This is a genomic window from Kitasatospora sp. NPDC085879 (assembly GCF_040686255.1).
GTDB lineage: Bacteria > Actinomycetota > Actinomycetes > Streptomycetales > Streptomycetaceae > Kitasatospora.
The window spans coordinates 1-22,319 of record NZ_JBFBJZ010000044.1 but is presented as its reverse complement, the minus strand read 5'-3'; the positions used below and the strand labels follow the sequence as shown (position 1 = coordinate 22,319).

Genomic DNA, 22,319 nt, shown 5'->3' with positions numbered 1-22,319 from the left:
ACCATGCTGGCGAGGCGCCACCCGCCGCGGCATCGGCCCGAAATCGATGCCCGGCACGACCTGGGGCCGGGCCCGGAGCCGGCCGGCCTCCGCCTCCGTGCGTACGGCCCGTACGACCTGAGGGGGTCCCCGGTCAGTCGCCGCCGGTGGCGGCCGGCCGGCTCCGGGGCAGCCGGCCGGCCACCACGGGGCAGACGATCCACAGGACCCAGGCGTACGAGGTGAGGAAGAACAACGGCACGGACAGCCCGAAGCCGAGCAGCACCCCGTACAGCACCGGCTCCCCGGCGGCGACCAGCTCCGGCGGGACGTCCGGGGCCCGCAGGTCGTGCGAGGTCATCCGGCGCTCCATGGCGATCACCGCCGCGTGCGCCAGGAACTGCAGCAGGGCGTAGAACCCGAAGCGCAGGCCGACCGTCTCCACGTCGTCGCCCTCGGTGGTGAGGAGCTTGGTGGCGAACGGGTTGAGCACGATCGTCAGCAGCCAGCCCGCGTTGAGCATGCGCAGCCGCGTGTCGGTGCGCTCGGTGTAGCAGAACACCCGGTTGTGCTGGCCCCAGGCGGAGGCGATCACCGCGAAGCTGATCACGAACGCCAGGTAGTGGCCGAGGTCGTCGCGGACGGCGGACCGGAACTCGGCGACCGTGTGTCCCTCGGGCACTGGAAGCTCCAGCGCCAGCAGGGTGATCGCGATGGCCACCACGGCGTCGGAGAAGAACACCAGCCGGTCCGCGGCGCGCTCCTCGAATCTCCGCAGCTTCCTCGCCTGCACCGCAGCCTCCCTCGTCGGTCCGGCCCATCCTCGCCGCGCGACCGGCCGCCGCCGGCGCTACGACACGCTGGCAGTCCCGCGCCATTGACCGGCCGGGGACAAATCGATTGCGAACGGCGCGGACGGCGGGTAGAACTACGGGCCGACGGACAGTCACCGACGTGAGCACACGAGAGGAGGGCCGGCGATGACCAGCAGGACCACCGCGCACGGACCCTCCCGGGCGGCGCAGCAGCGCTGACCCGGAGCGGCCGGGCGCACCACACCACGGAGCGTGCCTTGACCGCAGTACCGGCAGTACCCGCAATTCCCCCCGTTCCTGCCCGCGCCGACGGCGCAGGAACTCCCGTCCTGCGCCCGATCACCGGGCCGGACGAGATCGACCTGTTCAACCGGCTGCCGTACTGCTTCAACCACGAGCTGGCCGACGACCTCGCCTCCGGGCGGCGCCGACCGGAGCTGATGTGGACGGCGCTCGACGCCGAGGGCCGGCTCCTCGCCCGCGCGGCCTGGTGGTGCCCGCCCGGGAGCACCGAGCCGCTGCTGCTGGACGTGTTCGACCACGTGCCAGGCCACGAGGCCACCGCGGAGGCACTGCTGCGGCGCGCCACGGCCGCGGTCGTCCCCGAGGGCACGGTGCCGCCGAAGTACGGCCGCTTCCTGCCGACCGGTTGGCGGGAGGACCCGGCCGTCCGCGCGGTCGTCGACGGCCCGTTCGCCGTCGTCCGACGCCTCGGTGCCGTACCGTTCGTGGAACGGCTGAGCCTGGAGTGGACGGCCGCCGCACCCGTGCCCGCGCCGTCCGGACGTCTTCGCTTCCGCCCGGTCACGGGCGAGGCCGAACTCGTCGGCCTGCTCACGGAGATCCTCACCGACACCCTCGACGCCCACAGCCGCGACGACCTGAGCCGGATGACCGCCCGCGAGGCCGCACAGCTCCAGTTCGACGAGGAGTTCGCGCACTTCACCACCCCGCGCGAGTGGTGGCGGGTCGCCGAATCGGCCGAGACCGGCGAGCCGGTGGGCCTGGTGATCGCCGCCCGCAACGCGTACCGGCCGATCATCGCCTACCTGGGCGTGCTGCCCGCGCACCGCGGACGCGGCTGGGCGGAGGAGATCCTCGGCGAGGGCACCCGCGTGCTGGCCGGGGCCGGGGCCGAGGTGGTCCGGGCCGCCACCGACGTCGGCAACACGCCGATGGCGGCCGCCTTCGGGCGCGCCGGCTACCGCGTGTTCAGGCACGAGTACGTCATGACCTGGGGCTGACCGGGGCCCGAGCGCCTGGGCCGGGTCCACGGGTTGTGGGTGGCGGGGGCTACGGTTCCCGTCATGGGTGACACGGGGCGCGGGGACGGATCGGACATCGGCGGGCACACGGCCGGTGCACAGGCGGAGGCCGTGCCGACGGGCGGGGACGGGCCGGGGTGGTGCACCGTGTGGACGAGCGGTGCCGACACCGACGCCCGGCTCCGGCGGACTCTCGCCGGCCACGGCGGACCGGTGACGGCGGTCGCCGCGGCCGTCGCGGGCGGCCGGGCGATGGCCGTGTCGGCAAGCCGGGACACCACCGTGCGGGTGTGGGACGTGAAGAGCGGGCAGCAGCTGCACCGGTGGTCGACGGGCCCGATCGATCCGCTGTCCTCGATGACGGCCGAGGTGCTCGCCCTGGCCGTGGCCGAGGTCGACGGCCGGCCCCTCGTGTTCGGCGCCGGTACGGACGAGGCCGTCCGTGTCCGGGACTTGGCGACCGGCAGGCCGGTCGGTGAGATCGTCGCCCTGGTGGAGTGCGCGGCCGTGAACGGGCGGGCCGCGGTGCTGACCATGGACGCGACCCGGACCCTGCAGGTGTGGGACGCGGCCACCGGGCAGCTGCTCGGCAGCCACTCCGCGGTGCTGGCCACCGGCGTCGTCGGCGGCCGCCGGATCGCCGTGTCGGCCCCGGGAATCCGGCCCGTGGAGGTGTGGGACATCGCCGCGAACACCCGGATCGACGAGACCTGCCAGGTCCTGCACGCCGCCGTGGGGATGGACGGAACGGCCCGCGCGGAGACCGCCGCGGACGGTGCGACGCCCAGACTCTGGGATCTGAGCAGTGGCCTCCCGGTCGCGGCCCCGGACCTGCCGTGGTCGGCGAGTACGGAGCTCTTCGGCGTCGAGGCCCTCGCGGTCGTGGACGGCCGGGCCGTCGCCGTGACCCTCGACTACCAGGACGAGCCCGAACTCCTCGGAGACCTGGCCGCCGAGGGCCACGACGCCGCGCTCGCCCGGCGGACCACCACCGTGCACCTGGACGGGCGCCGCATCGCCCTCGTCGCCGGCGCCGACCTGACCCTGCACCGCTGGGACCTGACCGACCTTCGGACCGGCGACGGCCCCCGGGCCTTCCGGACCGTCCCGGACGGACAGCGGCACGCGGAACCGACCCCCGGCCCGAGCGGGCAGCCCGACCTGTGGGACGTGATCTCCACCCGCAGGAACGGCGGCCTCGCCACCCGGCCGGCGGCCGGACCCGGCGAGGCCCCGACCGTGGCCACCGCACGGCACGGACGGGCGGTCGTCCTCACCGCAGCGAAGGACGGCACCGTCACCGCCGACGCCACCGCCGAACCACCGCTGACCGGCCACACCGACCGGGTCTGGGCCCTCGACACGGTGACGGACGGGACAACCGCCCTGGCGGTGACCACCGGCCTCGACCGGACCGTCCGGATCTGGGACACCGCCACCGGCCGACAGCTCGGCGAACCCCTCGCCGGCCACACCGGCCAGGTCTGGGACGTCGCCACCGCACTCGTCGACGGCCGGCCCGTCGCCGTCACCGCGGGCGACGACCACACCGTGCGCGTCTGGCACCCGGGACCTCCGGCCGAGGCGCGGCAGGCCGAGGACGGCGAGGCGGCCCGGCACACCGCGGACGTCCTCGCCCTGACCGCCACGCACCTCGACGGCTGCCCGGTGGCCGTCACCGCAGGTGCGGACCGCACCGTCCGCACCTGGGACCTGGAGACCGGCCGACCCGCCGCGGCACCGCTGCGCACCGAGACCACCGCCGTCACGGCCGTCGAGACGGGCGGCCGCACCGTCCTGGTCTGCGTCGCCCCGGACGCCACCGTGCACACACTGGACCCGCTGACCGGCCTGGCGGTGCACCGCCCGGTCGGCACCGACCACGGCAGGGTGCTGGCCGTGGCCGCCGCCGTGCTGGACGGCCGGCCGGTGGTCCTCACCGCCGGCAGCGACCGCACGACCGGCGTCCGGGACCTCGCCACGGGCGAGCCGGTGCTCGACCCGCTCACCGGCCACACCAGCCGGGTCACGGCCGTCACCACTACCCTGCTCGGCGGACGCCCCGTCGCCGTCACCGGCAGCTGGGACAGGACCGTACGGGTGTGGGACCTCACCACCGGCCGCCCGATCGGCGAACCGCTCACCGGTCACACCGACTGGGTGACCTCGGTGTCCGCCACGACGATCTGCGGCACCCCGGTCGTCGCGACCACGGGACGCGAGGGCGTGCTGCGCCTGTGGGACCTGACGTCCATGGCGCCGATCGGCAGTGTGGGGTCGGCCGGTGCTCCGGCGGTACTGGTCGCCTCCGGCGGCGGGGCTCCGCTGGCCGCCGTGGCCGAGGACCGGGCCGTACGGTTCCTCGATCCGGTCACCGGGCGCAGCGCGGCCCCGGACCGTCTGCTGCCGCTGCCCGTCCGGGCACTCGCCGCCGCACCGGGCGGCCGGCTCCTCGCGGCGTTCGGACCGCATCTCGCCCTGCTGGCCCCGCACTGACGGCGGAGCGGGGGCGGCAGCGGCGGGGGTGACCCGGCGTCACCCCGATCGCCCTTCGGGCGTCAGTCGATCACGCAGTCGGCCTTCTTCGCGTCCTTCGGGCAGGGGAAGCGGGAGACCGTCCGGGCGAAGGCGACGCCTGCGTCCGCCACCGACTGCGGCACCTTGAACTGCCACTTCGGGCTCCGGGCCACGTCCTTCCAGCCGGCCAGGCCGAGCGGCGGCCGGTCGCGGGTCACCGTGATCGGCAGGCCCCCCTGGCCGGTGTACTGGTCGAGGGTCGCGTTCGCGGCCGTCACCGAGACGGTGACCCCGTCGGGCCGGACCAGGTGCACCATCTCGTCGTACAGGCCGGCCACGTCGGTGCCGGTGACGAAGCTGCGCAGCGTGCCGCCGTCCGGCAGCTGCTCGAACAGGCAGGCGGGCTTCTCGTAGCCGGGCTTCCGCGTCCCCTCGTCCGAGCCGCCGCCCCAGTTCTCGCAGGTGACCGGGCTCGGGCGGCCGCCGCGGCTCACCTCCACCATGACCGTCGAGGCGCCGTGGCCGTCGTTGTACTGGAGCTCGATGTAGCGGGCGTCCGCACCGGTGCGGAACTTGACCGCGAACGGATCCAGATTGCCCAGGTGGGCGCCGGGCGGCAGCAGGTCCGAGAGGATCTTCAGCATCGCCTGCCAGGACAGGTCCGCCGTGGCCGGCTCGGCCGGCACGCTCGGGCTCGGGCTCGGCGACGTGCTGCTGCCGCCCCTCCCGGCGCCACCTGCGCTCGGCACCGATGCGGGCGCCGAGGAGCCGGTGCCGGCGCCGGTCGCGGGCCCCGCCGCCTGCACGGTGTCGGAGCCGCCGGGCCGCGGCCCGAGCACGGCGACCGTCGACACCAGAGCGGCGACCACCGCGGCGGCCCCGACCGCCTGGAGGCTCCGCCTGATCTTCAGGCGCCGTCGCCCGGCGCGCTTTCCCTCCGCCACCATCGCGCTCACCGGTGGGCTCAGTTCATGGACGCTCTCCGCGAGCATCCCGGTCAGGTCGTCCTCAAGTCCCATCTCAACACCCCTTGCGCTGTTGGTCGTTCGTCAGTGTCGGAACAGCAGTTCGCGGTCCTCGCCGAGCAGTTCGCGCAGCTTGGCCAGGCCGCGCGTGTTGAGACCCTTGACGGCGCCCACGCTGCAGCCGAGGATCTCGGCCACCGATTCGAGGCTGTGGTCCTCCAGGTAGCGCAGCACCACCGCCGCCCGGTTGCGCGGGGGCAGCTGGCGCAGCGCCGCCAGCAGGGTCAGCCGCAGCTCGCTCGCGCTGCCGCCGTCGCCGTCCGGCAGCTCGGGGACGGCCCCGGTCGGGACCTCCCCGGACCGGCGCAGCCGGCGCTGCGACAGGTACGTCCGCAGCAGCACCTTGCGGGCGTAGGCGTCCAGGCCCGCGTCCGGCACCGTGCGCCCGAGCCTGCCCCAGACGGCGAAGAGCTTGGCGAAGGTGACCTGCACGAGGTCCTGCGCCTGGTGGAAGTCACCGCACATCAGGTACGCGACCTGGAAGAGCCTCCGCGCCCGGGTGGACGCGAACTCGTCGAAGTCGAGTGCCTCGTGCATGTGTCGTCCCCCGGCGGTTTCTGCTCGATCGATCTGCTGTCACCCTGAGAAGACGCCTCGACCCGGGCGGGGGTCGCACGCGATCTGACGATCTTTCGGATTCGTGGGCGCGAGCGGCCGGGGAGCGGGCCGCGCCCGCCGGGCGGCCGGTGCCCGCGGCGGGTCGGTAGGGTGCTGGTGCGGGCGGGGCACACCGACCCCGGCCTGCCGGAACGACCGAGAGGACCCCCGCCATGCCGGCCGCAGCCCCCGGACCCGTCCGCCCGTCGATCGCGCGGTTCGGCCTCGGCACGGCCGCCGTCGGTCGGCCCGGCTACATCACGCTCGGCCGGGACCTCGACCTGCCGGCCGAGCGCACGGTCGAGGCGATGCGGGAGCGGACGCACGCACTGCTGGACGCCGCGTTCGCGGCCGGCGTGCGGTACTTCGACACGGCCCGCTCCTACGGCCGGGCGGAGGAGTTCCTCGGCGAGTGGCTGGCGGCCCGGCCGGGGGCGGCGGCGGAGTCGACCGTGGGCAGCAAGTGGGGCTACACCTACACCGCGGACTGGCGGGCCTCCGGGGTGCCGGTGCACGAGGTCAAGGAGCACGCGGTCGCGGTGTTCGACCGGCAGGTGAAGGAGACCCTCGCGTCGTTGGGCCGCCACCCGGACGTGTACCTGGTGCACTCGGTCACGCCGGACAGCCCGGCGCTGACCGACACCGCGCTGCACGCCCGCCTGGCGGAGCTCGCCGCGGAGGGCGTCCGGATCGGGCTGTCGACCAGCGGCCCCGCACAGGGGGAGGCCGTACGGGCGGCCCTGGCGGTGGAGTTCGGCGGCCGGCCGCTGTTCGGGGCCGTCCAGGCCACCTGGAACGTGCTGGAGCCCTCGGCGGGGCCGGCCCTGGCCGAGGCGCACGCGGCCGGATGGCTGGTGGTGGTGAAGGAGGGCATGGCCAACGGCCGGCTCGCCGACCGCCATGCCACCGGCCCCGACACCGCCGCCCTGCGGGCGCTCGCCGCCCGTACCGGCGCCCGCTGCGACGCCCTGGCACTGGCGGCCGCCGCCGCACAGCCCTGGGCCGACCTGGTGCTCTCCGGCGCGGCCACCGCGGAGCAGCTGGCCTCCAACCTCACCGCCGCCGACCTCGCCCCCACCGCGGAGGACCTGGCCGCCCTGGCCCCGCTCGCCGAACCGGCGGACGCGTACTGGCGGACCCGGGCCGGGCTGCCCTGGGCGTGAGCGCACCTCGGCCGGCCCCTGGCACACCGCGGCCCCGGCGGCGCAGCCGGGTTCCGGGTGCGGGCCGAGGCAGCGGCGGTGTGCGGGCCGGGGGCGGTGTGCGGGTCAGGAGCCGGTGACCCAGCCGTTGGTCATGCCGAGGACGGCGGAGCCGTCGAGGTCGGCCAGCTTGAGGCCGGTGAAGGTGCGGGCCCAGTCGGAGGTCTGCAGGCGGAAGGCGGGGCGGTCGGCGGTCAGTGCCTCCATCACCGTCTCCGCGACCTCGGCCGGGGTCTGGGCGCCGTTGAGGAACTGGGAGACCGTCCGGTTCAGGTAGGCGCCGAGGGCGGGGGCGTAGGGGCCGGCCGCGGCGACCTCGGCCTCCAGGTCGAGGCCGATGTTGTTGACGAACTCGGTGGCGACGGCGCCCGGTTCGACCACGCTGACGGAGACGCCGACCGAGGCGGCCGCGGGGGCGAGGCTCTCCATGTAGCCCTCGACCGCGAACTTGGCGGCGCAGTAGGCCTCGTTGAAGGGCTGACCGACGACGCCGCCGACGCTGGTGACGGTGATCAGCCGGCCGCCGGTGGCGCGCAGGTGCGGGAGGGCGGCCTTGGAGACGTTCAGGACGCCGAAGAAGTTGACCTCCATGACCTCGCGGACGTCGGCGACGGTCTCGTTCTCCAGGGTGCCGAGGTGGCCGGCGCCCGCGTTGTTGACCACGGCGTCGAGCCGGCCGTGGTCGGCGATCACCGCGTCGACGACGGCGTTCACGGCGGCCTCGTCGACGACGTCGAGCCGGCGGATGTCCAGCTCGACACCGGCCTCGGCGGCGGCCTTGCGGAGCGCGTCGGCCCGGTTCGGGTCGCGCAGGGTGGCGACCGTCCGCCAGCCGGCCCGGGCGGCCGCGATCGCGGCGGCGAGGCCGATGCCGGAGGAGGTGCCGGTGATCAGAACGACCTTGGAGGAGGACATGGCGAGGGTTCCTTCCGGAGCGGTGGAACGGGCAGCGGGAGCCGTCATCCGTTCGGTGTGTGCACACACACCATAAGCATTGCGTGCGCACACACGCAACCCGGTATGATCAGGGACCATGGCGACCAGGAAGCTCACCCCGGCGGAGATGTCCGAGGCCGACCACGCCTTCTACGGCCTGGTCTGGGCCGGCACCACACTGACCGAGCGCGTCGATCGCGCTCTGTCCAAGGCGCACGACCTGCCGGTCTCCTGGTTCGAGGTCATGCTGTGGCTCGCCAACAGCGACGAGCCGGTCGCCGCCTCCGTGCTCGGCAACAGCACCATGCTCAGCCGCAGCCAGGTCTCCCGCGTGCTCGACGCCCTCCAGACCCGCGGCCTGGTCTCCCGCACCCCGTCGGCCCGGGACGCCCGCTCCGTCGAGGTCGCGCTGACCCCCCGCGGCCGCGAGGTCTTCGAGGAGGCCGACGAGACCCGGCGCGCCTGCCTGGCCCCGGTCTTCACCGACGTCCTGGACCAGCAGGACCTGGCCGCGCTCGGCACCGTCTGGCGCAAGCTCAAGGCCCACAAGGAGGGCTGACAACCTCCCGTACCGGGGCCCCGGACGTACGGCCGGCCTTCGCCGGACGGATCAGCGGTACCAGCCGCGGATCGCCTCGGCGCAGTCCCGGACGTTCGCCGAGCCGTCGCGCAGCCGCGCCGCGAGCTCCGCCGCCTGCTTGGGCTCCGCGGTGACGATCACCCCGGACGCGCTCAGATAGGACGCCGCGACCACCGCGGCGAAGTGCTCGTTGCCGAACTGCAGCGCCGGCACCCGGACGAGCTGGTGCATCAGCGCCGCGGCCCGCTGGTGGAGGCCGCCGTAGACCGGCACCTCCATCACCTCGTCCACGTGCCGGGCGACGGCCGCCGCCAGCGAGCCGTAGTCCGTCACGTCCGGATCGCCGGGCAGGAACTGGTGGGCGATGTCGAGCAGCCAGCCCCGGTCGATGCGCAGCATCACGCGGCGCTCGCCGCCCTGCCGCCGTCCTGCGGGTACGGGCCGAACTCGGCCTCGAAGGCGGAACCCCACGCCTGCGAGAAGTGCGCCGCAGCCGTCAGGAACCGCTCGCGCCGCTCGTCCGCCTCCTCCGCCAGAATCCTGCGCGCGTACTCCGGCAGGCTCATCCCCGCGGCCTCCGCGCGCTGCTCCAGCGCCTCGTGGGCCTCGTCGTCGAGTCGGACGTTCAGCTGCTTCATACCGGCAGCGTAGCGGCGGGTACACCGCACTACAACAGCCGGGCCGAGCGGCCTCCGCCCCGGCCGCGCGCTTCCGCCCCGTGGCCCTGACGTCCCGTAAGGTGGCAGGCGTCCAGGGTGACCACGGGCGGGGAAGAGTGCAGGCGTGGCGGAGACGGAGCAGCCGCGGGGCGGGCCCGCACCGGGCGGCGGCGGGCACTGGGTGCCGCTGCTCGCGGTGTGCGCCGGGTACTTCATGGTCATCCTCGACGTGACGATCATCAACGTCGCCGTGCCGGTGATCGGCCGGGAGCTCGGGGCGTCGCTCACCGGGATCCAGTGGATCACCGACGGCTACACGCTGGTCTTCGCCGGCCTGCTGCTGACCGGTGGCGCACTGGGGGACAGGCTCGGCCACCGGCGGGTCTTCTGCGCCGGCGTCCTGGTGTTCACCGCGGCCTCGGCCGCCTGCGCGCTCGCCCGGGACACCCCGGTGCTGGTCGCCGCCCGCCTGGTGGAGGGGCTCGGCGCGGCACTGATCGTGCCCGGCTCGCTCGCCCTCCTCCAGCAGTCCTACCCGGAGCCGGCCGCCCGATCGCGCGCCTTCGGCCTGTGGGGCTCGATGGCCGGCATCGCCGCCTCCGCCGGACCACTGCTCGGCGGACTGCTGGTGAGCACCGTCGGCTGGCGGTGGGTCTTCCTGATCAACCTGCCGGTCGGCGCCGCCTGCCTGGCCCTGACCCTGCGGCACGTGGCCGCCTCGCCCCGCCACCGCAGCCGGTCCGTGGACTGGCCGGCGCAGTGCGCCGTCGTCGCGGCGGTCGCGCTGCTCGTCTCCGCACTCAACGAGGCCGGCCGGCGCGGCTGGACCAGCCCGGCGGTGCTCGCCGCGGCGGGCCTGTCGCTGGTCGCGGTCGCCGCCTTCACCGCCCGCGAGTGGTGGGCCCGGTCCCCGGTGCTGCCGCTCGGCCTGCTGCGGTCGCGGGCACTGAGCGGCGCGGCGGCCATCGGCCTGCTGTTCAACTTCGCCTTCTACGGCATGGTGTTCACGGCCAGCCTCTACTTCCAGCACCAGCGCGGCTACAGCGCCCTCGGCACCGGGGCCGCGCTCTTCCCGGCGGTGGCGATGACCATGTTCGCCTCCGTGCTCTCCGGACGGCTGGCCCGCCGCACCGGTCACCGCCCGCTCGTCGTCTCCGGCCTGCTCGTCGCAGCCGCCGGACTGGCGTTCTGGGCCGCGCTCGGTCCCGACCCCGCCTACCCGCTGCTCGTGCTCCCGATGACGGCCGCCGGGTTCGGCACCTCGTTCGCCCTCACCGGCACCACGACGACGGCGATGACGGCCGCACCTGCCGCGTACGCGGGTACGGCCTCCGCCCTGTTCAACACGACCCGCCAGATCGGCAGCGCCGCCGGTGTCGCACTGGGCGGCACCCTGCTCGCCACCGCGACCAGCTACAGCGCGGGTCTGCGTACGTCCATGGCCGCCGGAGCCCTCGCCTACCTGGCGGCGGCCGTCCTCGGCCGGCTGTGCGTGCCCGCGCGGTCGGCGCAGCGCTGACAGCGGGGGCCTGCTGGCGACCGGGTCACCGCCCTTCAGCCGCGGTGAGACAGCGGTGCAGGTGGCCGGAGGCTTCCAGCAGGGCCGCCGACTGCCGGTCGAGGGCGGCGTGCCGGTGGGCGACGGCCGCGCGGAGGGCCTCGGTGCTGCCGGTGCGGCGGAGGTCGTCGAGGACGGCCCGGATCTGCGGCAGCCGGTGGTGCGCCTGCCGGAGCACCGCCGTGACCTGCGCGTCCCGGACGTCGGCCGGGGCCTACGCCGTCCAGGGCTGGGTCTGCATCCTCAACCCGGGCCCGGCCACCGCCGACCGGGCCCGCGCTCTGCTGGCCGACGCGCACGCCCGCGCCGCCCGCAGGCACCGGCGGCCGGAGTGAGGCACCCGCGCGGCGGCCGATCCGCAGCGGCCGGGGCGGCGTGCCCCGACCGCTGACGGGCCGTCCGGTGTCGTGGCCGTCAGCCGCCCGCGGGCTCCCCGACCGGGGCCGGCATCGCGCGCAGCCGGACGACGGGTGTCCGCAGCAGGACGGGGACGACCGCGGCGGAGCCGACGGCGGCGATCGCCAGGGCTCCCCGGGCGCCGAACTGCCCGGCGAGCAGACCGGCCGCCAGGCCGCCGAGCGCGCCGCCGCCGAACAGCAGCGTGCGGAAGGCGGCGGTCATCCGGCCGGTCATCGACTGCGGGGTGACGGCCTGTCGGAGGCTGACGATGACCACCCCGGCGACGCCCAGGCCGAGATAGGTGGTGAAGAAGGAGAGCACGAACAGGCCGATCATCACCGGCCGGGGGCCGGCCGCGGCGGGTATCAGGACCGGGCCGAGCAGCAGTGCGGACTGCGCGACCAGGTAGACCCGGCCGAGCGGGAACCGGGCGATCACCCGTCCGGACACCAGGGCGCCGACGAGTCCGCCGACCGAGGCAGTGGCGAGGACGGCGCCGAGCACCGTCGACGACAGCCCCAGCTCGCGGGTGCCGTAGAGCAGGAACATCGTCCACACGGTGATCATCGAGAAGTTGCAGCAGAACCCGATCAGCGCCAGCGCCCGCAGCACGCCGTCCCGCAGGACGAAGCCGAGGCCGTCCTTCAGTTCACGCAGCAGGTGCCGCTCGGCCGCCCGTCCGGGGCGCGGCTCGGGGGTGCGGATCAGCAGCAGCGAGACCACCGAGACCAGGTAGGAGCCCGCGTCGACGAGCAGGGCCGCCGGTGCGCCGACGGCGGACACCAGCACTCCCGCGAGTCCGGGCCCGGCCACGTCCGCCGCCGACGAGCTCGCGCCCATCCTGGCGCTCGCCCCGACGTACTGCTCGCCGCGGCCCACCACGACCGGCAGGTACGACATCCAGCTGACGTCGAACGCCACGGAGGCGATCCCCACCGCGCAGGCGATCACCATCAGCACCGGCAGGGTCAGGGCGTGCCGCCAGTACAGCAGCGGGACGAGGGCGAGCAGCAGCAGCCGGACCACGTTGGCGCCCAGCATCACCGGCCGTCGCCGCACCCGGTCCGTCCACACGCCGATCAGCAGCGCCAGCCCGAGGTAGGGCACGAGCTGCAGGAAGCGCAGCAGTCCGACCTGCTCGTCGGTGGCTCCGAAGGCGCCGATGGCGGTGAGCGGCAGGGCGAGCGCGGTGACCTGGGTGCCGAGCAGCGACACCGTCTCGCCCAGCCAGAACCGCACGAAGTCGCGGTTGCGCCAGAGGCTCCGCGGCGCCGTCCCCGGCTCCGACAGGGCCGACCGCGGTTCCGCGAGCGGGGGAGGGGAGCCGGTCACCGCGCGGCCCCCGCCAGCTCGGCCACCGCGCCGGCCACCAGGTCGACCTCCTCCTCGGTGTTGTAGTAGTGCGGCGAGAGCCGCAGGCACCACTCCACCTCCTTGTCGCGGAAGTCGAACTGGGCGAACTCGCGGAAGCTCAGCGCCGAGTTGACGCCGCGCGCGTCCAGCGCCGCCTTGAACGGCCGGGCCTCCCAGCCCTCGATCGCGAAGGTGACCAGGGCGGCGGGTGCCGGGCCCCGGTCGAGGGTGCGCACGCCCGCGATGGCGTCCAGCCGGTCGCGGAGCCGGCCGGCGAGGGCCGGGGTGCGCCGGGCGACCGCGTCCGGGCCGACCCGCAGGGCGTAGCGGACGGCGGCGGCACAGCCGAGCACGGTGGCGTACGGGAACTCCCACTCCTCGAAGCGGGCGGCGGTGGCCACCGGGCGGTAGTGGCCGGGGGCGACCCAGCGCGCGCCGTGCATGTCGATGAACAGCGGCTCGGAGCCGGCGTCGAGCACCCGGTCGGAGACGTACAGGAAGCCCGAGCCGCGCGGACCGCGCAGGAACTTGCGGCAGGTGGCGGTCAGCAGGTCGCAGCCGATCTCCGCCACGTCGACCGGGAGCTGGCCGACCGACTGGCAGGCGTCGACCAGGTAGAGCAGGCCGAGGTCCCGGCAGTGCCGGCCGATCGCGGCCACCGGCTGGACCAGGCCGGAGTTGGTGGGCACGTGGGTGACGGCGACCAGACGCGGACGGTGGGCCCGCATCAGCGCGGCCATCGCGTCCACGTCGACACCGCCGCCGTCGGCGCGGTCCGGCGCGTGCACGATCCGGACGCCGTGGCGCCGGCGCAGCGACAGCAGGGCGATCTGGTTGGAGATGAAGTCGTTGCGGGTCGTCAGGACGGTGTCGCCGGTCCGGAAGTCGATCGCGGACACCGCCTTCGACCAGGCATGGGTCGCGCTCGCGGCGAACGCGATGTTGCGGCGGCGGGTGTTCACCAGCTCGGCCGTCGCGGCGTAGAAGTCGGCGATGCCCTCCGCGCGGGCCGCGGCCGCCTCGTAGCCGCCCGTCTCGGCCTCCAGTCGCAGATGGTCGAGCGTCGCCTGCAGCACCGGACGGGCCATCAGACCGCAGCCGGCGTTGTTGAAGTGGACGACGTTCGCACAGCCCGGGGTGTCGGCCCGCAGGGCCGCCACGTCCAGGAGCGGTTCCGTCGTTCCTGCGAAAGCGCTATTCTGTTTCCTCATGTCCGACGGTAGCAGTATCGAGACGTTGTTGGCGATCCTCCGTACCGAGATCGCCCGGCTCGCCCCCGGTGACCGCCTGCCCAGCAGCCGCGACCTGATCACCCGTCACGGGGTCGGCCCGGTCACCGTCTCCCGCGCCATCGCCCAGCTCGCGGCCGAGGGCGCCGTCGTGACCCGGCCCGGCAGCGGCACCTACGTCACCGCCCGCCCGCCCGCCACCACCGCGGCCCCCGACACCTCCTGGCAGTCCGTCGCCCTGGCGGGCCGCCACATCGACGCCCGGCACGAGGAGACGGCACCGCAGGAGCCCGCCGCCGGCGCCGCCAACCTCTCCGGCGGCTACCTGCACGAGAGCCTCCAACCCGCGAAGACCCTCGGCGCCGCCCTCGCCCGCGCCGCCCGCCGCCCCGACGCCTGGCACCGCGCACCGGCCGCCGGGCTCGCCACCCTGCGCGCCCTCTTCGCCCGCCAGGCCGGCGGCGACCACACCCCCGAGGACGTGCTCGTCACCGGCGGCGGCCAGAACGCCCTCTCGATGCTCTTCCGCGCCACCGCCGCCCCCGGCGCACCCGTCCTCGTGGAGTCCCCCACCTACCCCGGCGCACTCGCCGCCGCACGGGCCGCGGGCCTGCGACCCGTCCCCGTCCCCATGGACGCGCAGGGCCTGCGACCGGACCTGCTCGCCGACGCCTTCGCGATGACCGGCGCCCGACTGCTCTACTGCCAGCCCACCGTCCACAACCCGACCGGCACCGTCCTCGCCCCCGAACGGCGCCGCCAGATCACCGACGTCGCACGCGCCGCCGGCGCCTTCCTGATCGAGGACGACTTCGCCCGCCACCTCGGCCACGGCCGCCCCCTGCCGCGACCGCTCGCCGCCGACGACCGCGACGGCACCGTCGTCCACCTCACCTCGCTCACCAAACCGGCCTCGCCCAGCCTGCGGATCGGCGCCGTCGTCGCCCGCGGCCCCGTCCTGCACCGGCTGCACAGCCTGCGCCGCGCCGACGACTTCTTCATCGCCCGCCCGCTCCAGGAAGCCGCCGTCGAACTGCTCTCCACCCCCGCCTGGGACCGCCACCTGCGCTCCCTCGGCACCGAACTGCGACGCCGCTGCGCCGTCCTGTCCGGCGCCGTGGCCCGCGAACTCCCCGACTGGGCCCCCGCCGCACCGCCGGAGGGCGGCCTGCACCTGTGGCTCCGCCTCCCGCCCGGACTCACCGAGGAGGCCGTCGTGGACGCGGCCCGCGCCCACCGCGTGGCCGTGGACGCCGGCCGCCGGTTCTTCCCCGCCGAACCGCCCGCCGCCCACCTGCGGCTCGCCTTCGCCGCCGCGGCGGACCCGGTGGAACTCTCCGAGGCGGCCCGCCGCCTCGCCGCGGCCGCCCGCACCGCACACTGACGGCGCGCCGCCCCGGCGACGGCGTGCGGGCTCCGCCGGGGACCGGCCGGAGCCCGCGCGGTGACCGACCGCTACTCGGTGCCGGGGGAGATGAACTCCTCGTACCCGGACGCGGAGAGCAGGGACGTGAGGTCCGGAGACCTGCCGACCTCGATCTCGATCATCCAACCGTCCCCGTACGGGTCGTCGTTGACCTGCTCGGGCTCGCCCTCCAGCAGCTCGTTCACCGCGGCGATCTTCCCGCCCAGGGGCGCGAAGAGCTCGCTGACCGACTTGACCGACTCGACGCTGCCGAAGGGCTCCTCCGCCTCCAGCCGGTCGCCCACCTTCCACAGCTCGACGTAGACCACGTCGCCGAGCTGCCGCTGGGCGTAGTCGGTGATGCCCACCCGGACCCGGCCGTTGCCGAGCTCGCGGACCCACTCGTGGTCCTTGGTGTACCTGAGATCCTGCGGGACGTTCGCCATGGGGTCCTCCGTGCTGCGGCCGCGTGGGCGCCGGTCGGCGCCCCCGTCGAGGGCGCTCCCGGGAAGACTCCTACAACCCTCCGGGCCGGGCCGGGGATTGTCACCCGACCGGGTGGGTCGCACGCGGAGGGGGCGGGGTCGGCCCCAGGCCGGACGTCCGGGAGAATGCCACCGTGGATCTTGATCTGGCGCAGGTACGGGCCTTCGTCGCCGCCGCCGAGCACCTGCACTTCGGCCGGGCCGCACAGTCCCTCGCACTCACCCAGCAGGGCCTCTCCAAACGCGTCGCCCGCCTGGAGGCCACCCTCGGCACCCGGCTGTTCGACCGCACCCCCGCACACGTCCGGCTCACCCCCGCCGGGACACGCTTCCTCGACCCGGCCCGCGCGGCCCTGGCCGCCGGCACCGCGGCGACGGCCGCCGCACGACAGCAGGACCGCCCGATCCGGGTCGACGTCTGGGGCCACCTGTTCGACCCGCTGCGGACCGTCCGGGCGGCACTCGACGCCGACGGCGCGCCACCCGTCGAACTCGGCCGCGGACGCGACCTGCCCGGCGTCGCCGCCGCACTGCTGCGCGGCGAGATCGGCGCCGGACTCGGCCGCTTCCACCCGCTCGACGAGGGCCTCGACCGGGCGATCGCCCACCGCCCGGTCCGCCTGGAGCCGGTCGACGCGGTGCTCCCGGCCGGCCACCCGCACGCGGCCGCCGACCGGCTCCGCCCCGCCGACCTCGCCGACCTGCGCCTGCTCCTGCCCGCGGCCACCGGCCGGCTGGACTTCCTCGGCGCCTTCGCCGCACGGTTCGGCCCGAAGGTCGAACCCGGCGGGACCAACCTCGGCCTCGGCCACCTGCTGGAACGGGTCCGGACCAGCGGCGACGGCTTCACCCTGCTGCCCGCCGAACTCCCTCTCACCCCGGGCCGCGGCATCGCGGCCGTGCCCCTCACCGACCCGACACCGCTCTACGCATGGTCGCTGCTCTGGCACCGCGACCGGCCCGACCCCGGCCTGCCGGCCCTGCTCCGCGCCTTCGCCGACACCGCCCGCCGCCATCGCTGGCTGGAGTACCGGCCCGGCCGCGACTGGCTCCCGGAGGCCTCCACCGGCAGCGCGCCGTCGGAGCCGGCGCTGCGACACCCGCACCCCGCCACCGGACCTTGACGCGCGGCCGCGAGCGGCCAAAGCTCTGGATGTGCGGCCCCGGCGGCCGCCCGTCCGCCGACCGGAAGGGGCGACCGCGTGCTCACCGCCTCCCTGCCCCCGTCCCCGGGGCTGCCGGCCGCCCTCGTCCTGCTGGTCGCGCTCGTCCCCGCGCCGACCTGCATGGTCGACATCTCGCGACACCCCGACACCCGCCGCTACCCGCCGCAGACCTGGCTGCTCATCTGCCTCCTCGGCAACCTCTTCGGCGTCGCCGCCTACCTGGCGTACGGCCGCAGCCTGCGCCGGTGACCCGCCCGGGGCACGATCCGGCGACGTCCGCCCGGAAGGCCGTCCGGAGGCCACTCCGGCCGGGGTGTGGAACCGTGGGACCGGGGGGCCGGCCACCCCGCGGTGAGAGGAGCGGTCCATGTCGTCGAAGCGGCGTCGGAAGAAGAAGGCACGCGCCAGGCGCGGAGCGAACCACGGTCGTCGTCCACAGTGCTGAGCGCCTGCGGAGCGGTCACCGGCACCGGCCGGTGACCGCTCCGTCCGTGTGCGTCGGCAACCGGCACGGCGGAGCGGACGGAAACCGACCTCGGCGACCACGTGCATGAGCCGTGCCGCCCGTACCCGGGTCAGGCCCCGGCGGCATCCGCCGGGACGGGGTCGCGGAGCGAGCCCGTCCACCCGGGGCCCGGGTCGACGACGGCGCACACCACCCTGGTCCGTGTCCGCACCACCACGGAGTTGCCCTGCGGCAGAAGGACGTCGACGGCCGCCGTGGCCGGCAGGTCCCGTCCGGCGGCGACATGGTCGCGGACCAGGGCGGCGCAGTCCGTCCGGGCCTGACGCTCCCGGTCGGCCGGGCTGCCGGCGATCAGGACGCCCAGGTCCGCGAAGCCGACCGCCTCGCCGTGGTGGGTGCGTGCGCACGGCACGGCCGTGACCTCGTGGGCGAGGAACGCATCGGCGGACTGCAGGCCGAAGCAGTCGCCCGCGCGGAGGTCGTAGCCGCTGACGGTCCTGACCCTGTCGTCACCCGAGGTGCCGGTGTCGACCACCAGGAACATCGCCGCCCACAGGGCGCTCAGGGCGATCCCCGCGACCGCGAAGGCCTGACCGCCCCGCTTCGACCGGCGGACCCGTACCAGGGCGACCACGCCCGCCACCAGGCCGACCGGCCACAGCGGGCCGATCAGCCCGGCGATCGCCGAGGCGAACGCCAGTCGGCTCCACGCCGGCCGAGCATCCGGATCCGGCTCCACCGACCGCTGCAGGAACGCGGCGAGTGCCGCCGAGCGGGTGTCGTCGGCGGACCGGCTGGAAGCCGGTGACCCGCCGGTGCCCTCGTCCGCGGCCGCCGTCATGACCCCTCCCGGGTTCCCCCTCCACTGCCCGGACCTGCTCCGCGTGGATCGGCGCGCAGTCGATCACACCCGCACCGGAGCCGTCCACGGAACATCGGCCTCGTTCGCACACCGGACCACGGCCGCCGGCTCGTCCGTGGGGGATCATGGGCGGCGACCGGCAGCGGCGCCGTAGCGGGCCGGGGGATCGCGCCTGAGGGGGAGCGGATGGCATGGGTGGCGGAGTGGGCGGCCGGACCGGAGGACAGCGGGCATCCGGCGCCGGTGGCCGCCGTGGCGACAGCCGTCGTCGACGGGCGGCCGGTGGCGGCCAGCGCCGGCCAGGACGGCACCGTGCGGTGGTGGGACCCGGCGGCCGGCCGGGCGCTCGGCGGATTCGCCGTCGGCAGCCATCCGGCGATCGCGGTGGCCGTCGTCGCGGGCCGCCCGGTCGTCCTGACGGTCGGGGACTACGACCCGCGGTTCGTCCGCGACCCGCTGACCGGGGACTGCCTGTGGGCCCTCCCCGTCGACGACGCCACGGCGGTGGCGGTCTGCAGCCCGGCCGGCCGCCCGATCGCCGTCACCGGCCACGAGGACGGCACCACCCGCACCTGGGACCTCACCGACCACACCCCGCTCGGCCCGGTCCTCGGCGGCCACGGCCAGGCGGTGCACGCGATCGCGGTGACCGTCGTCGACGGCCGGCCCGTCGCGGCCACCTCCACCGGCATGGACGTCGACCAGAGCTGGGACCACGACGTCCTGGTCCGCGACCTGACGGACGGCCGGCTGCTCGCCCGCCTCCCGGCCGCCGCCACCGCAGCGGTCAACGCGGTCGCCCTCACCACCGCGAACGGCCGTGCCGTGCTCGCCACCGGCGACTGGCGCGGCGCCCTCCGCCTCTGGGACGTGCCCGCGGCGCGGGAGTTCGCACACCGGCCCGCCTCCCACCACGGCATGATCGGGGCGATGGCCGTGGCGCAGTGGGCCGACGGTCCCGTCCTCGCGACCGGCGGGGACGACGGGACGCTGCGGCTCACCGATCTGACGACCCGTGGCCCGTCCGCCCCCGACCTGCGGTTGCCGCAACCGGTGACCGCGCTCGCCGCCCTGCCCGTGGAACGCCTGCTCGCCGCCCACGGACGCGAGGTCACCGTCCTCGTCCGCCGGCAGGAACCCCGGGTGGCCCGGCCCGGGGGCGAGGGCAGCCGGGGTGAAGGCAGCCGGGGCGAGGGCAGCCAGGGTGAGGGGCGGCGGCATGGCTAGGCGGCGATACGTGGCCCGGGGCGTTCCCGGCGGCTACCGGATCTGGGACAACCGGGTACGCCGCTGGTGGGGAGACCTGTACGAGCACTGCCCGGACGACCTCCTCGGCGAGCTCAACGGGCCGGCCGACCCGGACCGCCTCACCGAGCTGATGCGGCGCTACCGCCGGCTCAAGCGCTGAGCCCGGAGTCAGGGGCGGTCCTGGAGCCCCGGGCCGGCGGCACCCGCACGCTCGGCGGCGACCCCCGGGAGCAGCGGCCAGCCGTCCACCAGGAGGGTGGTGCGGCCTTGCGGGTCCCAGCCGCCGGCGAGCGCCGCGTCGAGGAAGGCCCGGGCCGTCCCCGGCTCGTGGAGGTTCACCATCGGGCTGTCCGCCGTCTCGACCGCGCCGGCCGGCATGAAGGCCTCCGCCACCATCCGGCCCGGCCCCGCCTCGAAGGTCAGCACGAGCCGCCCGGTGCCGCCCGGCCGACGCACCGTCAGCAGCGTCCGGCAGTGACGTTCGTCGCCCTCGCCGCGGCGCGAGTGGTCGTGCCGGACCGACCAGACGTAGGTCTCGTCGCCGACGACCATCCGCCGCGGTGCCTCGTTCTTGCGCGCCATGGCGGCAGCCTAGCCAAACCGGTCGGCGTCACCGGCGCCGGCTGCGGTCGGGGCTGCAGGGCCGTTCGGCGGGTCGGGTGTGCACTTTCGCAGCCTCGCTCGTTGGGTGGGTGTGGCGGAGAATGCGGGTGGTGGGCGGCGGGCGGCGCCGATGGTGTGGGCGCTGGCGGTACGCGAGGGGCCGGAGGGCAGGTCGGCCGCGGAGGCGATCGTCGAGGTCGGCGAGGACTGGTACGGAGAACTCGTCCAGGACGCCCTGGACAGCGGGTTCATGCTGGCGGCCGGCAACCCGCCCACGACCACGGGCGTGGTGGAGGTCCGCGAAGGCTGGTTCGAGCGCCTGGTCCTGGTCGGCGGCCGCGGCGTCTGGGAGCCCCACCCGCCGGTGGCGGCCTCCCCGGTCTGGACGTCCGCCGCGGCCGAACCGACCGGCGTCCTGGTCCTCGTCGTCCCGCCCGGCACCTGGCCGCCCGGGCTGATGGGCCTCGACCCGCTCGAACAGGCCGAGGCCTTCGGACGGAGCCTGGAGGCGGCCCGACTCCAGGGCCTGGTGCTGCACGGAACGGCCGCGGTCGTCACCCACGGAGACCCCTGAAGCCCGGGCCGGGCCGCCGGCCGGGCCGGATGTGCCCTTTTGTGCGGTAAGGCCCTGTGCGCCCGCCCGGGAGGGGCTACCGTCACATGAGGCGGCCGCACGCGGCGGACGATGGGGTGGCTTGGATGCTGACAGATCGTGGCGGTTCTGGCGAGCGTCTCTGATGCCGCCGACGCCCTCATGCCCGTTCTGTCCGGCGCCCTGGCCTCGGGCGGCTCATGGCTGTACTTGCATCTGAAGCGGCGCCGCGCCACTGACGGACCTCGGAATCCGCCACCGCCACCGGCGTGACCCATACAGGTCCGAGCAGATCGCGCCGCCGGTCAGCCACAGGGCCAAAGGCTGTCCCGTACCTGTGGTCGAGCGGGCGGCCTGCGGCCCAACCATGACCTGGCCCCAGGCCCAGGCCGCCCGCCGAGGACTGTTCCACACATCCGCCGCGGTCCGCCGGACCGTCTCAGCAGGCGAAAAGGGCCGGGCCACGGCGGAGGTGGTACTGCCCGGTAGGTCGGCCGGCCGGAGGAGCCGTACTTCTGGGGGGTCACCGGCGACCGAGCTACTCGGTGCCGGAGAGGGTGGCGTACACGACGACGTTGCCGAGGTAGCCGGTCGGCTTCGTGTAGCCGCCGCCGCAGGTGATCACCCGAAGTTCCGGCAGTCCGGAGGTGTTGCCGTAGACCTTGTCGTCGGGGAAGGCCTTCTTGTCGTAGACCTCGACCGCGTCGACGGTGAACACCGCCGTGCTGCCGTCGGCCCGGGCGACCTCGACGGTGCTCCCCTTGGGCAGGGCGCCGAGCCGGAAGAAGACGGCGGGACCGCTGCGGGTGTCCACGTGCCCGGTCGCGATGGCCGTGCCGGACGAGCCGGGGGAGGCGCCGCCGCGGTACCAGCCCGTGAGGTTCGGGTTGTCGGCGGACGGCGGTTGCAGTGCTCCGGCCGCGTCGAGGTCCAGTCCGGTCATCGGGGCGTCGACTCCGATGGCGGGGATCCGCAGCCGGACCGGGTCCGAGGGTGGCAGCGGCCGGAGGGTCTCCGGCTCGGCAGGGGACGGCAGGGCGGGGGTCGAGGCGGAGGCGCTCGGCGGTGCGGTGGACGGCGGTGCGGCGGCCGGTGCGGTGGCCGGTGCGGGGGCGGTCGGGCTCTGGCTGGGGAAGGCCTGGGCGGCGGAGGGCTGCGGTGGCCGCTCGGGGTGCGTCCCCTGTCCGATCAGCAGGATCCCGGTCGCGAGCGCGCAGCCCAGCAGGAGGGCCGACGGGGTGGGCAGCCGTCCGGGGGCGGAGGTGTCGTGCCGGGTGTCCATGGTGATCGGGCCCTTCGTTCGCGCGGAAAGGCGGGACGGCCCGGCGCCCCGGACAGGTGCGTCCGGGGCGCCGGGCAGCGGGGCCGGCCGGTCAGG

At 75.5% G+C, this 22,319-nt stretch carries 25 protein-coding genes; 12 read left to right on the top strand and 13 right to left on the bottom strand.

Going from position 1 to position 22,319, the window contains the following annotated elements; genetic code table 11:
* Window positions 1-133: 133 nt before the first annotated feature.
* On the bottom strand, window positions 134-772 hold the full coding sequence (locus AB0P35_RS28280) for a TMEM175 family protein (protein WP_363516098.1): 639 nt from the start codon (window positions 770-772) through the stop codon (window positions 134-136).
* Window positions 773-1,051: 279 nt separating this feature from the next.
* Here AB0P35_RS28280 and AB0P35_RS28275 point away from each other — a divergent pair, with 279 nt between their 5' ends.
* Both AB0P35_RS28275 and AB0P35_RS28270 read left to right on the top strand, forming a co-directional pair.
* Window positions 1,052-2,038 carry a GNAT family N-acetyltransferase gene (locus AB0P35_RS28275; RefSeq protein ID WP_363516095.1) on the top strand — a complete coding sequence of 329 codons (987 nt, stop codon included), beginning with the start codon at window positions 1,052-1,054 and terminating at the stop codon, window positions 2,036-2,038.
* Between the two features lie 63 nt (window positions 2,039-2,101).
* Window positions 2,102-4,555, top strand: coding sequence for a WD40 repeat domain-containing protein (locus AB0P35_RS28270; protein WP_363516092.1), 2,454 nt, complete (start codon window positions 2,102-2,104; stop codon window positions 4,553-4,555).
* Between the two features lie 62 nt (window positions 4,556-4,617).
* On the opposite strand, the gene AB0P35_RS28265 is transcribed toward AB0P35_RS28270, so the two are convergent.
* Window positions 4,618-5,595 carry a hypothetical protein gene (locus tag AB0P35_RS28265; protein WP_363516089.1) on the bottom strand — a complete coding sequence of 326 codons (978 nt, stop codon included), beginning with the start codon at window positions 5,593-5,595 and terminating at the stop codon, window positions 4,618-4,620.
* Between the two features lie 30 nt (window positions 5,596-5,625).
* Window positions 5,626-6,138 (bottom strand): SigE family RNA polymerase sigma factor, encoded by a 513-nt coding sequence (locus tag AB0P35_RS28260; RefSeq protein WP_363516086.1) that lies wholly within the window; start codon window positions 6,136-6,138, stop codon window positions 5,626-5,628.
* A 233-nt stretch (window positions 6,139-6,371) separates the two neighbouring features.
* On the opposite strand from AB0P35_RS28260, the gene AB0P35_RS28255 reads away from it, so the two are divergent.
* Window positions 6,372-7,361, top strand: coding sequence for an aldo/keto reductase (locus tag AB0P35_RS28255; RefSeq protein ID WP_095875750.1), 990 nt, complete (start codon window positions 6,372-6,374; stop codon window positions 7,359-7,361).
* Window positions 7,362-7,466: 105 nt separating this feature from the next.
* Here AB0P35_RS28255 and AB0P35_RS28250 read toward each other — a convergent pair whose 3' ends face one another.
* Window positions 7,467-8,315, bottom strand: coding sequence for an SDR family NAD(P)-dependent oxidoreductase (locus AB0P35_RS28250; protein WP_179419577.1), 849 nt, complete (start codon window positions 8,313-8,315; stop codon window positions 7,467-7,469).
* A 118-nt stretch (window positions 8,316-8,433) separates the two neighbouring features.
* Between AB0P35_RS28250 and AB0P35_RS28245 the strand changes: the two genes are divergently transcribed.
* Entirely contained in the window at window positions 8,434-8,895 is a 462-nt protein-coding gene (locus AB0P35_RS28245) for a MarR family transcriptional regulator (RefSeq protein ID WP_363516082.1), read from the top strand.
* Between the two features lie 51 nt (window positions 8,896-8,946).
* Here the strand turns inward: AB0P35_RS28245 and AB0P35_RS28240 are convergent, their stop codons facing one another.
* Together AB0P35_RS28240 and AB0P35_RS28235 are read right to left on the bottom strand one after the other, a co-directional pair.
* Window positions 8,947-9,315 (bottom strand): fic family toxin-antitoxin system, toxin component, encoded by a 369-nt coding sequence (locus AB0P35_RS28240; protein ID WP_363516079.1) that lies wholly within the window; start codon window positions 9,313-9,315, stop codon window positions 8,947-8,949.
* Complete coding sequence (locus AB0P35_RS28235) at window positions 9,315-9,554, bottom strand: ribbon-helix-helix protein, CopG family (protein ID WP_095875746.1); 240 nt, start codon at window positions 9,552-9,554, stop codon at window positions 9,315-9,317. The genes AB0P35_RS28240 and AB0P35_RS28235 overlap by 1 nt, the downstream gene beginning before the upstream one ends.
* Before the next feature lie 145 nt (window positions 9,555-9,699).
* Here AB0P35_RS28235 and AB0P35_RS28230 point away from each other — a divergent pair, with 145 nt between their 5' ends.
* The gene (locus AB0P35_RS28230; protein WP_363516076.1) at window positions 9,700-11,094 is read left to right on the top strand and encodes an MFS transporter; all 1,395 of its coding nucleotides are present in this window, start codon (window positions 9,700-9,702) and stop codon (window positions 11,092-11,094) included.
* A gap of 25 nt (window positions 11,095-11,119) precedes the next feature.
* On the opposite strand, the gene AB0P35_RS28225 is transcribed toward AB0P35_RS28230, so the two are convergent.
* Window positions 11,120-11,311: a hypothetical protein gene (locus tag AB0P35_RS28225; RefSeq protein WP_363516073.1), complete on the bottom strand. Its 192-nt coding sequence runs from the start codon at window positions 11,309-11,311 to the stop codon at window positions 11,120-11,122.
* A 4-nt stretch (window positions 11,312-11,315) separates the two neighbouring features.
* Between AB0P35_RS28225 and AB0P35_RS28220 the strand changes: the two genes are divergently transcribed.
* Entirely contained in the window at window positions 11,316-11,468 is a 153-nt protein-coding gene (locus AB0P35_RS28220) for a DUF6194 family protein (protein ID WP_363516070.1), read from the top strand.
* Between the two features lie 79 nt (window positions 11,469-11,547).
* On the opposite strand, the gene AB0P35_RS28215 is transcribed toward AB0P35_RS28220, so the two are convergent.
* The gene (locus AB0P35_RS28215) at window positions 11,548-12,864 is read right to left on the bottom strand and encodes an MFS transporter (protein ID WP_363516067.1); all 1,317 of its coding nucleotides are present in this window, start codon (window positions 12,862-12,864) and stop codon (window positions 11,548-11,550) included.
* The gene (locus tag AB0P35_RS28210; protein ID WP_363516064.1) at window positions 12,861-14,096 is read right to left on the bottom strand and encodes an aminotransferase class V-fold PLP-dependent enzyme; all 1,236 of its coding nucleotides are present in this window, start codon (window positions 14,094-14,096) and stop codon (window positions 12,861-12,863) included. Before AB0P35_RS28210 ends, AB0P35_RS28215 begins: the two co-directional genes overlap by 4 nt.
* Here AB0P35_RS28210 and AB0P35_RS28205 point away from each other — a divergent pair.
* Window positions 14,095-15,498 (top strand): PLP-dependent aminotransferase family protein, encoded by a 1,404-nt coding sequence (locus AB0P35_RS28205; protein ID WP_363516061.1) that lies wholly within the window; start codon window positions 14,095-14,097, stop codon window positions 15,496-15,498. The two genes, AB0P35_RS28210 and AB0P35_RS28205, sit on opposite strands and share 2 nt — an antisense overlap.
* Window positions 15,499-15,569: 71 nt before the next feature.
* On the opposite strand, the gene gcvH is transcribed toward AB0P35_RS28205, so the two are convergent.
* Entirely contained in the window at window positions 15,570-15,965 is a 396-nt protein-coding gene (gene gcvH / locus AB0P35_RS28200; protein ID WP_363516058.1) for a glycine cleavage system protein GcvH, read from the bottom strand.
* Window positions 15,966-16,138: 173 nt separating this feature from the next.
* Here gcvH and AB0P35_RS28195 point away from each other — a divergent pair, with 173 nt between their 5' ends.
* Together AB0P35_RS28195 and AB0P35_RS28190 are read left to right on the top strand one after the other, a co-directional pair.
* A complete protein-coding gene (locus AB0P35_RS28195) occupies window positions 16,139-17,128 on the top strand; it encodes a LysR family transcriptional regulator (RefSeq protein WP_363516055.1) in 990 nt (329 codons plus the stop codon).
* A gap of 78 nt (window positions 17,129-17,206) precedes the next feature.
* Entirely contained in the window at window positions 17,207-17,419 is a 213-nt protein-coding gene (locus AB0P35_RS28190; protein ID WP_363516052.1) for a hypothetical protein, read from the top strand.
* Between the two features lie 326 nt (window positions 17,420-17,745).
* Here the strand turns inward: AB0P35_RS28190 and AB0P35_RS28185 are convergent, their stop codons facing one another.
* On the bottom strand, window positions 17,746-18,477 hold the full coding sequence (locus AB0P35_RS28185) for a DUF4190 domain-containing protein (RefSeq protein WP_363516049.1): 732 nt from the start codon (window positions 18,475-18,477) through the stop codon (window positions 17,746-17,748).
* 207 nt (window positions 18,478-18,684) lie between these two features.
* On the opposite strand from AB0P35_RS28185, the gene AB0P35_RS28180 reads away from it, so the two are divergent.
* Both AB0P35_RS28180 and AB0P35_RS28175 read left to right on the top strand, forming a co-directional pair.
* Window positions 18,685-19,725 (top strand): hypothetical protein, encoded by a 1,041-nt coding sequence (locus AB0P35_RS28180; RefSeq protein WP_363516046.1) that lies wholly within the window; start codon window positions 18,685-18,687, stop codon window positions 19,723-19,725.
* Window positions 19,718-19,906, top strand: coding sequence for a hypothetical protein (locus tag AB0P35_RS28175; protein WP_363516043.1), 189 nt, complete (start codon window positions 19,718-19,720; stop codon window positions 19,904-19,906). Before AB0P35_RS28180 ends, AB0P35_RS28175 begins: the two co-directional genes overlap by 8 nt.
* An 8-nt stretch (window positions 19,907-19,914) precedes the next feature.
* Here AB0P35_RS28175 and AB0P35_RS28170 read toward each other — a convergent pair whose 3' ends face one another.
* Complete coding sequence (locus tag AB0P35_RS28170; protein WP_363516040.1) at window positions 19,915-20,328, bottom strand: hypothetical protein; 414 nt, start codon at window positions 20,326-20,328, stop codon at window positions 19,915-19,917.
* A 112-nt stretch (window positions 20,329-20,440) separates the two neighbouring features.
* Here AB0P35_RS28170 and AB0P35_RS28165 point away from each other — a divergent pair, with 112 nt between their 5' ends.
* The gene (locus tag AB0P35_RS28165) at window positions 20,441-20,923 is read left to right on the top strand and encodes a hypothetical protein (RefSeq protein WP_363516037.1); all 483 of its coding nucleotides are present in this window, start codon (window positions 20,441-20,443) and stop codon (window positions 20,921-20,923) included.
* Between the two features lie 556 nt (window positions 20,924-21,479).
* Here AB0P35_RS28165 and AB0P35_RS28160 read toward each other — a convergent pair.
* Window positions 21,480-22,163, bottom strand: a complete 684-nt coding sequence (locus AB0P35_RS28160) for a class F sortase (protein WP_363516221.1) — start codon at window positions 22,161-22,163, stop codon at window positions 21,480-21,482.
* Window positions 22,164-22,319: the final 156 nt, after the last annotated feature.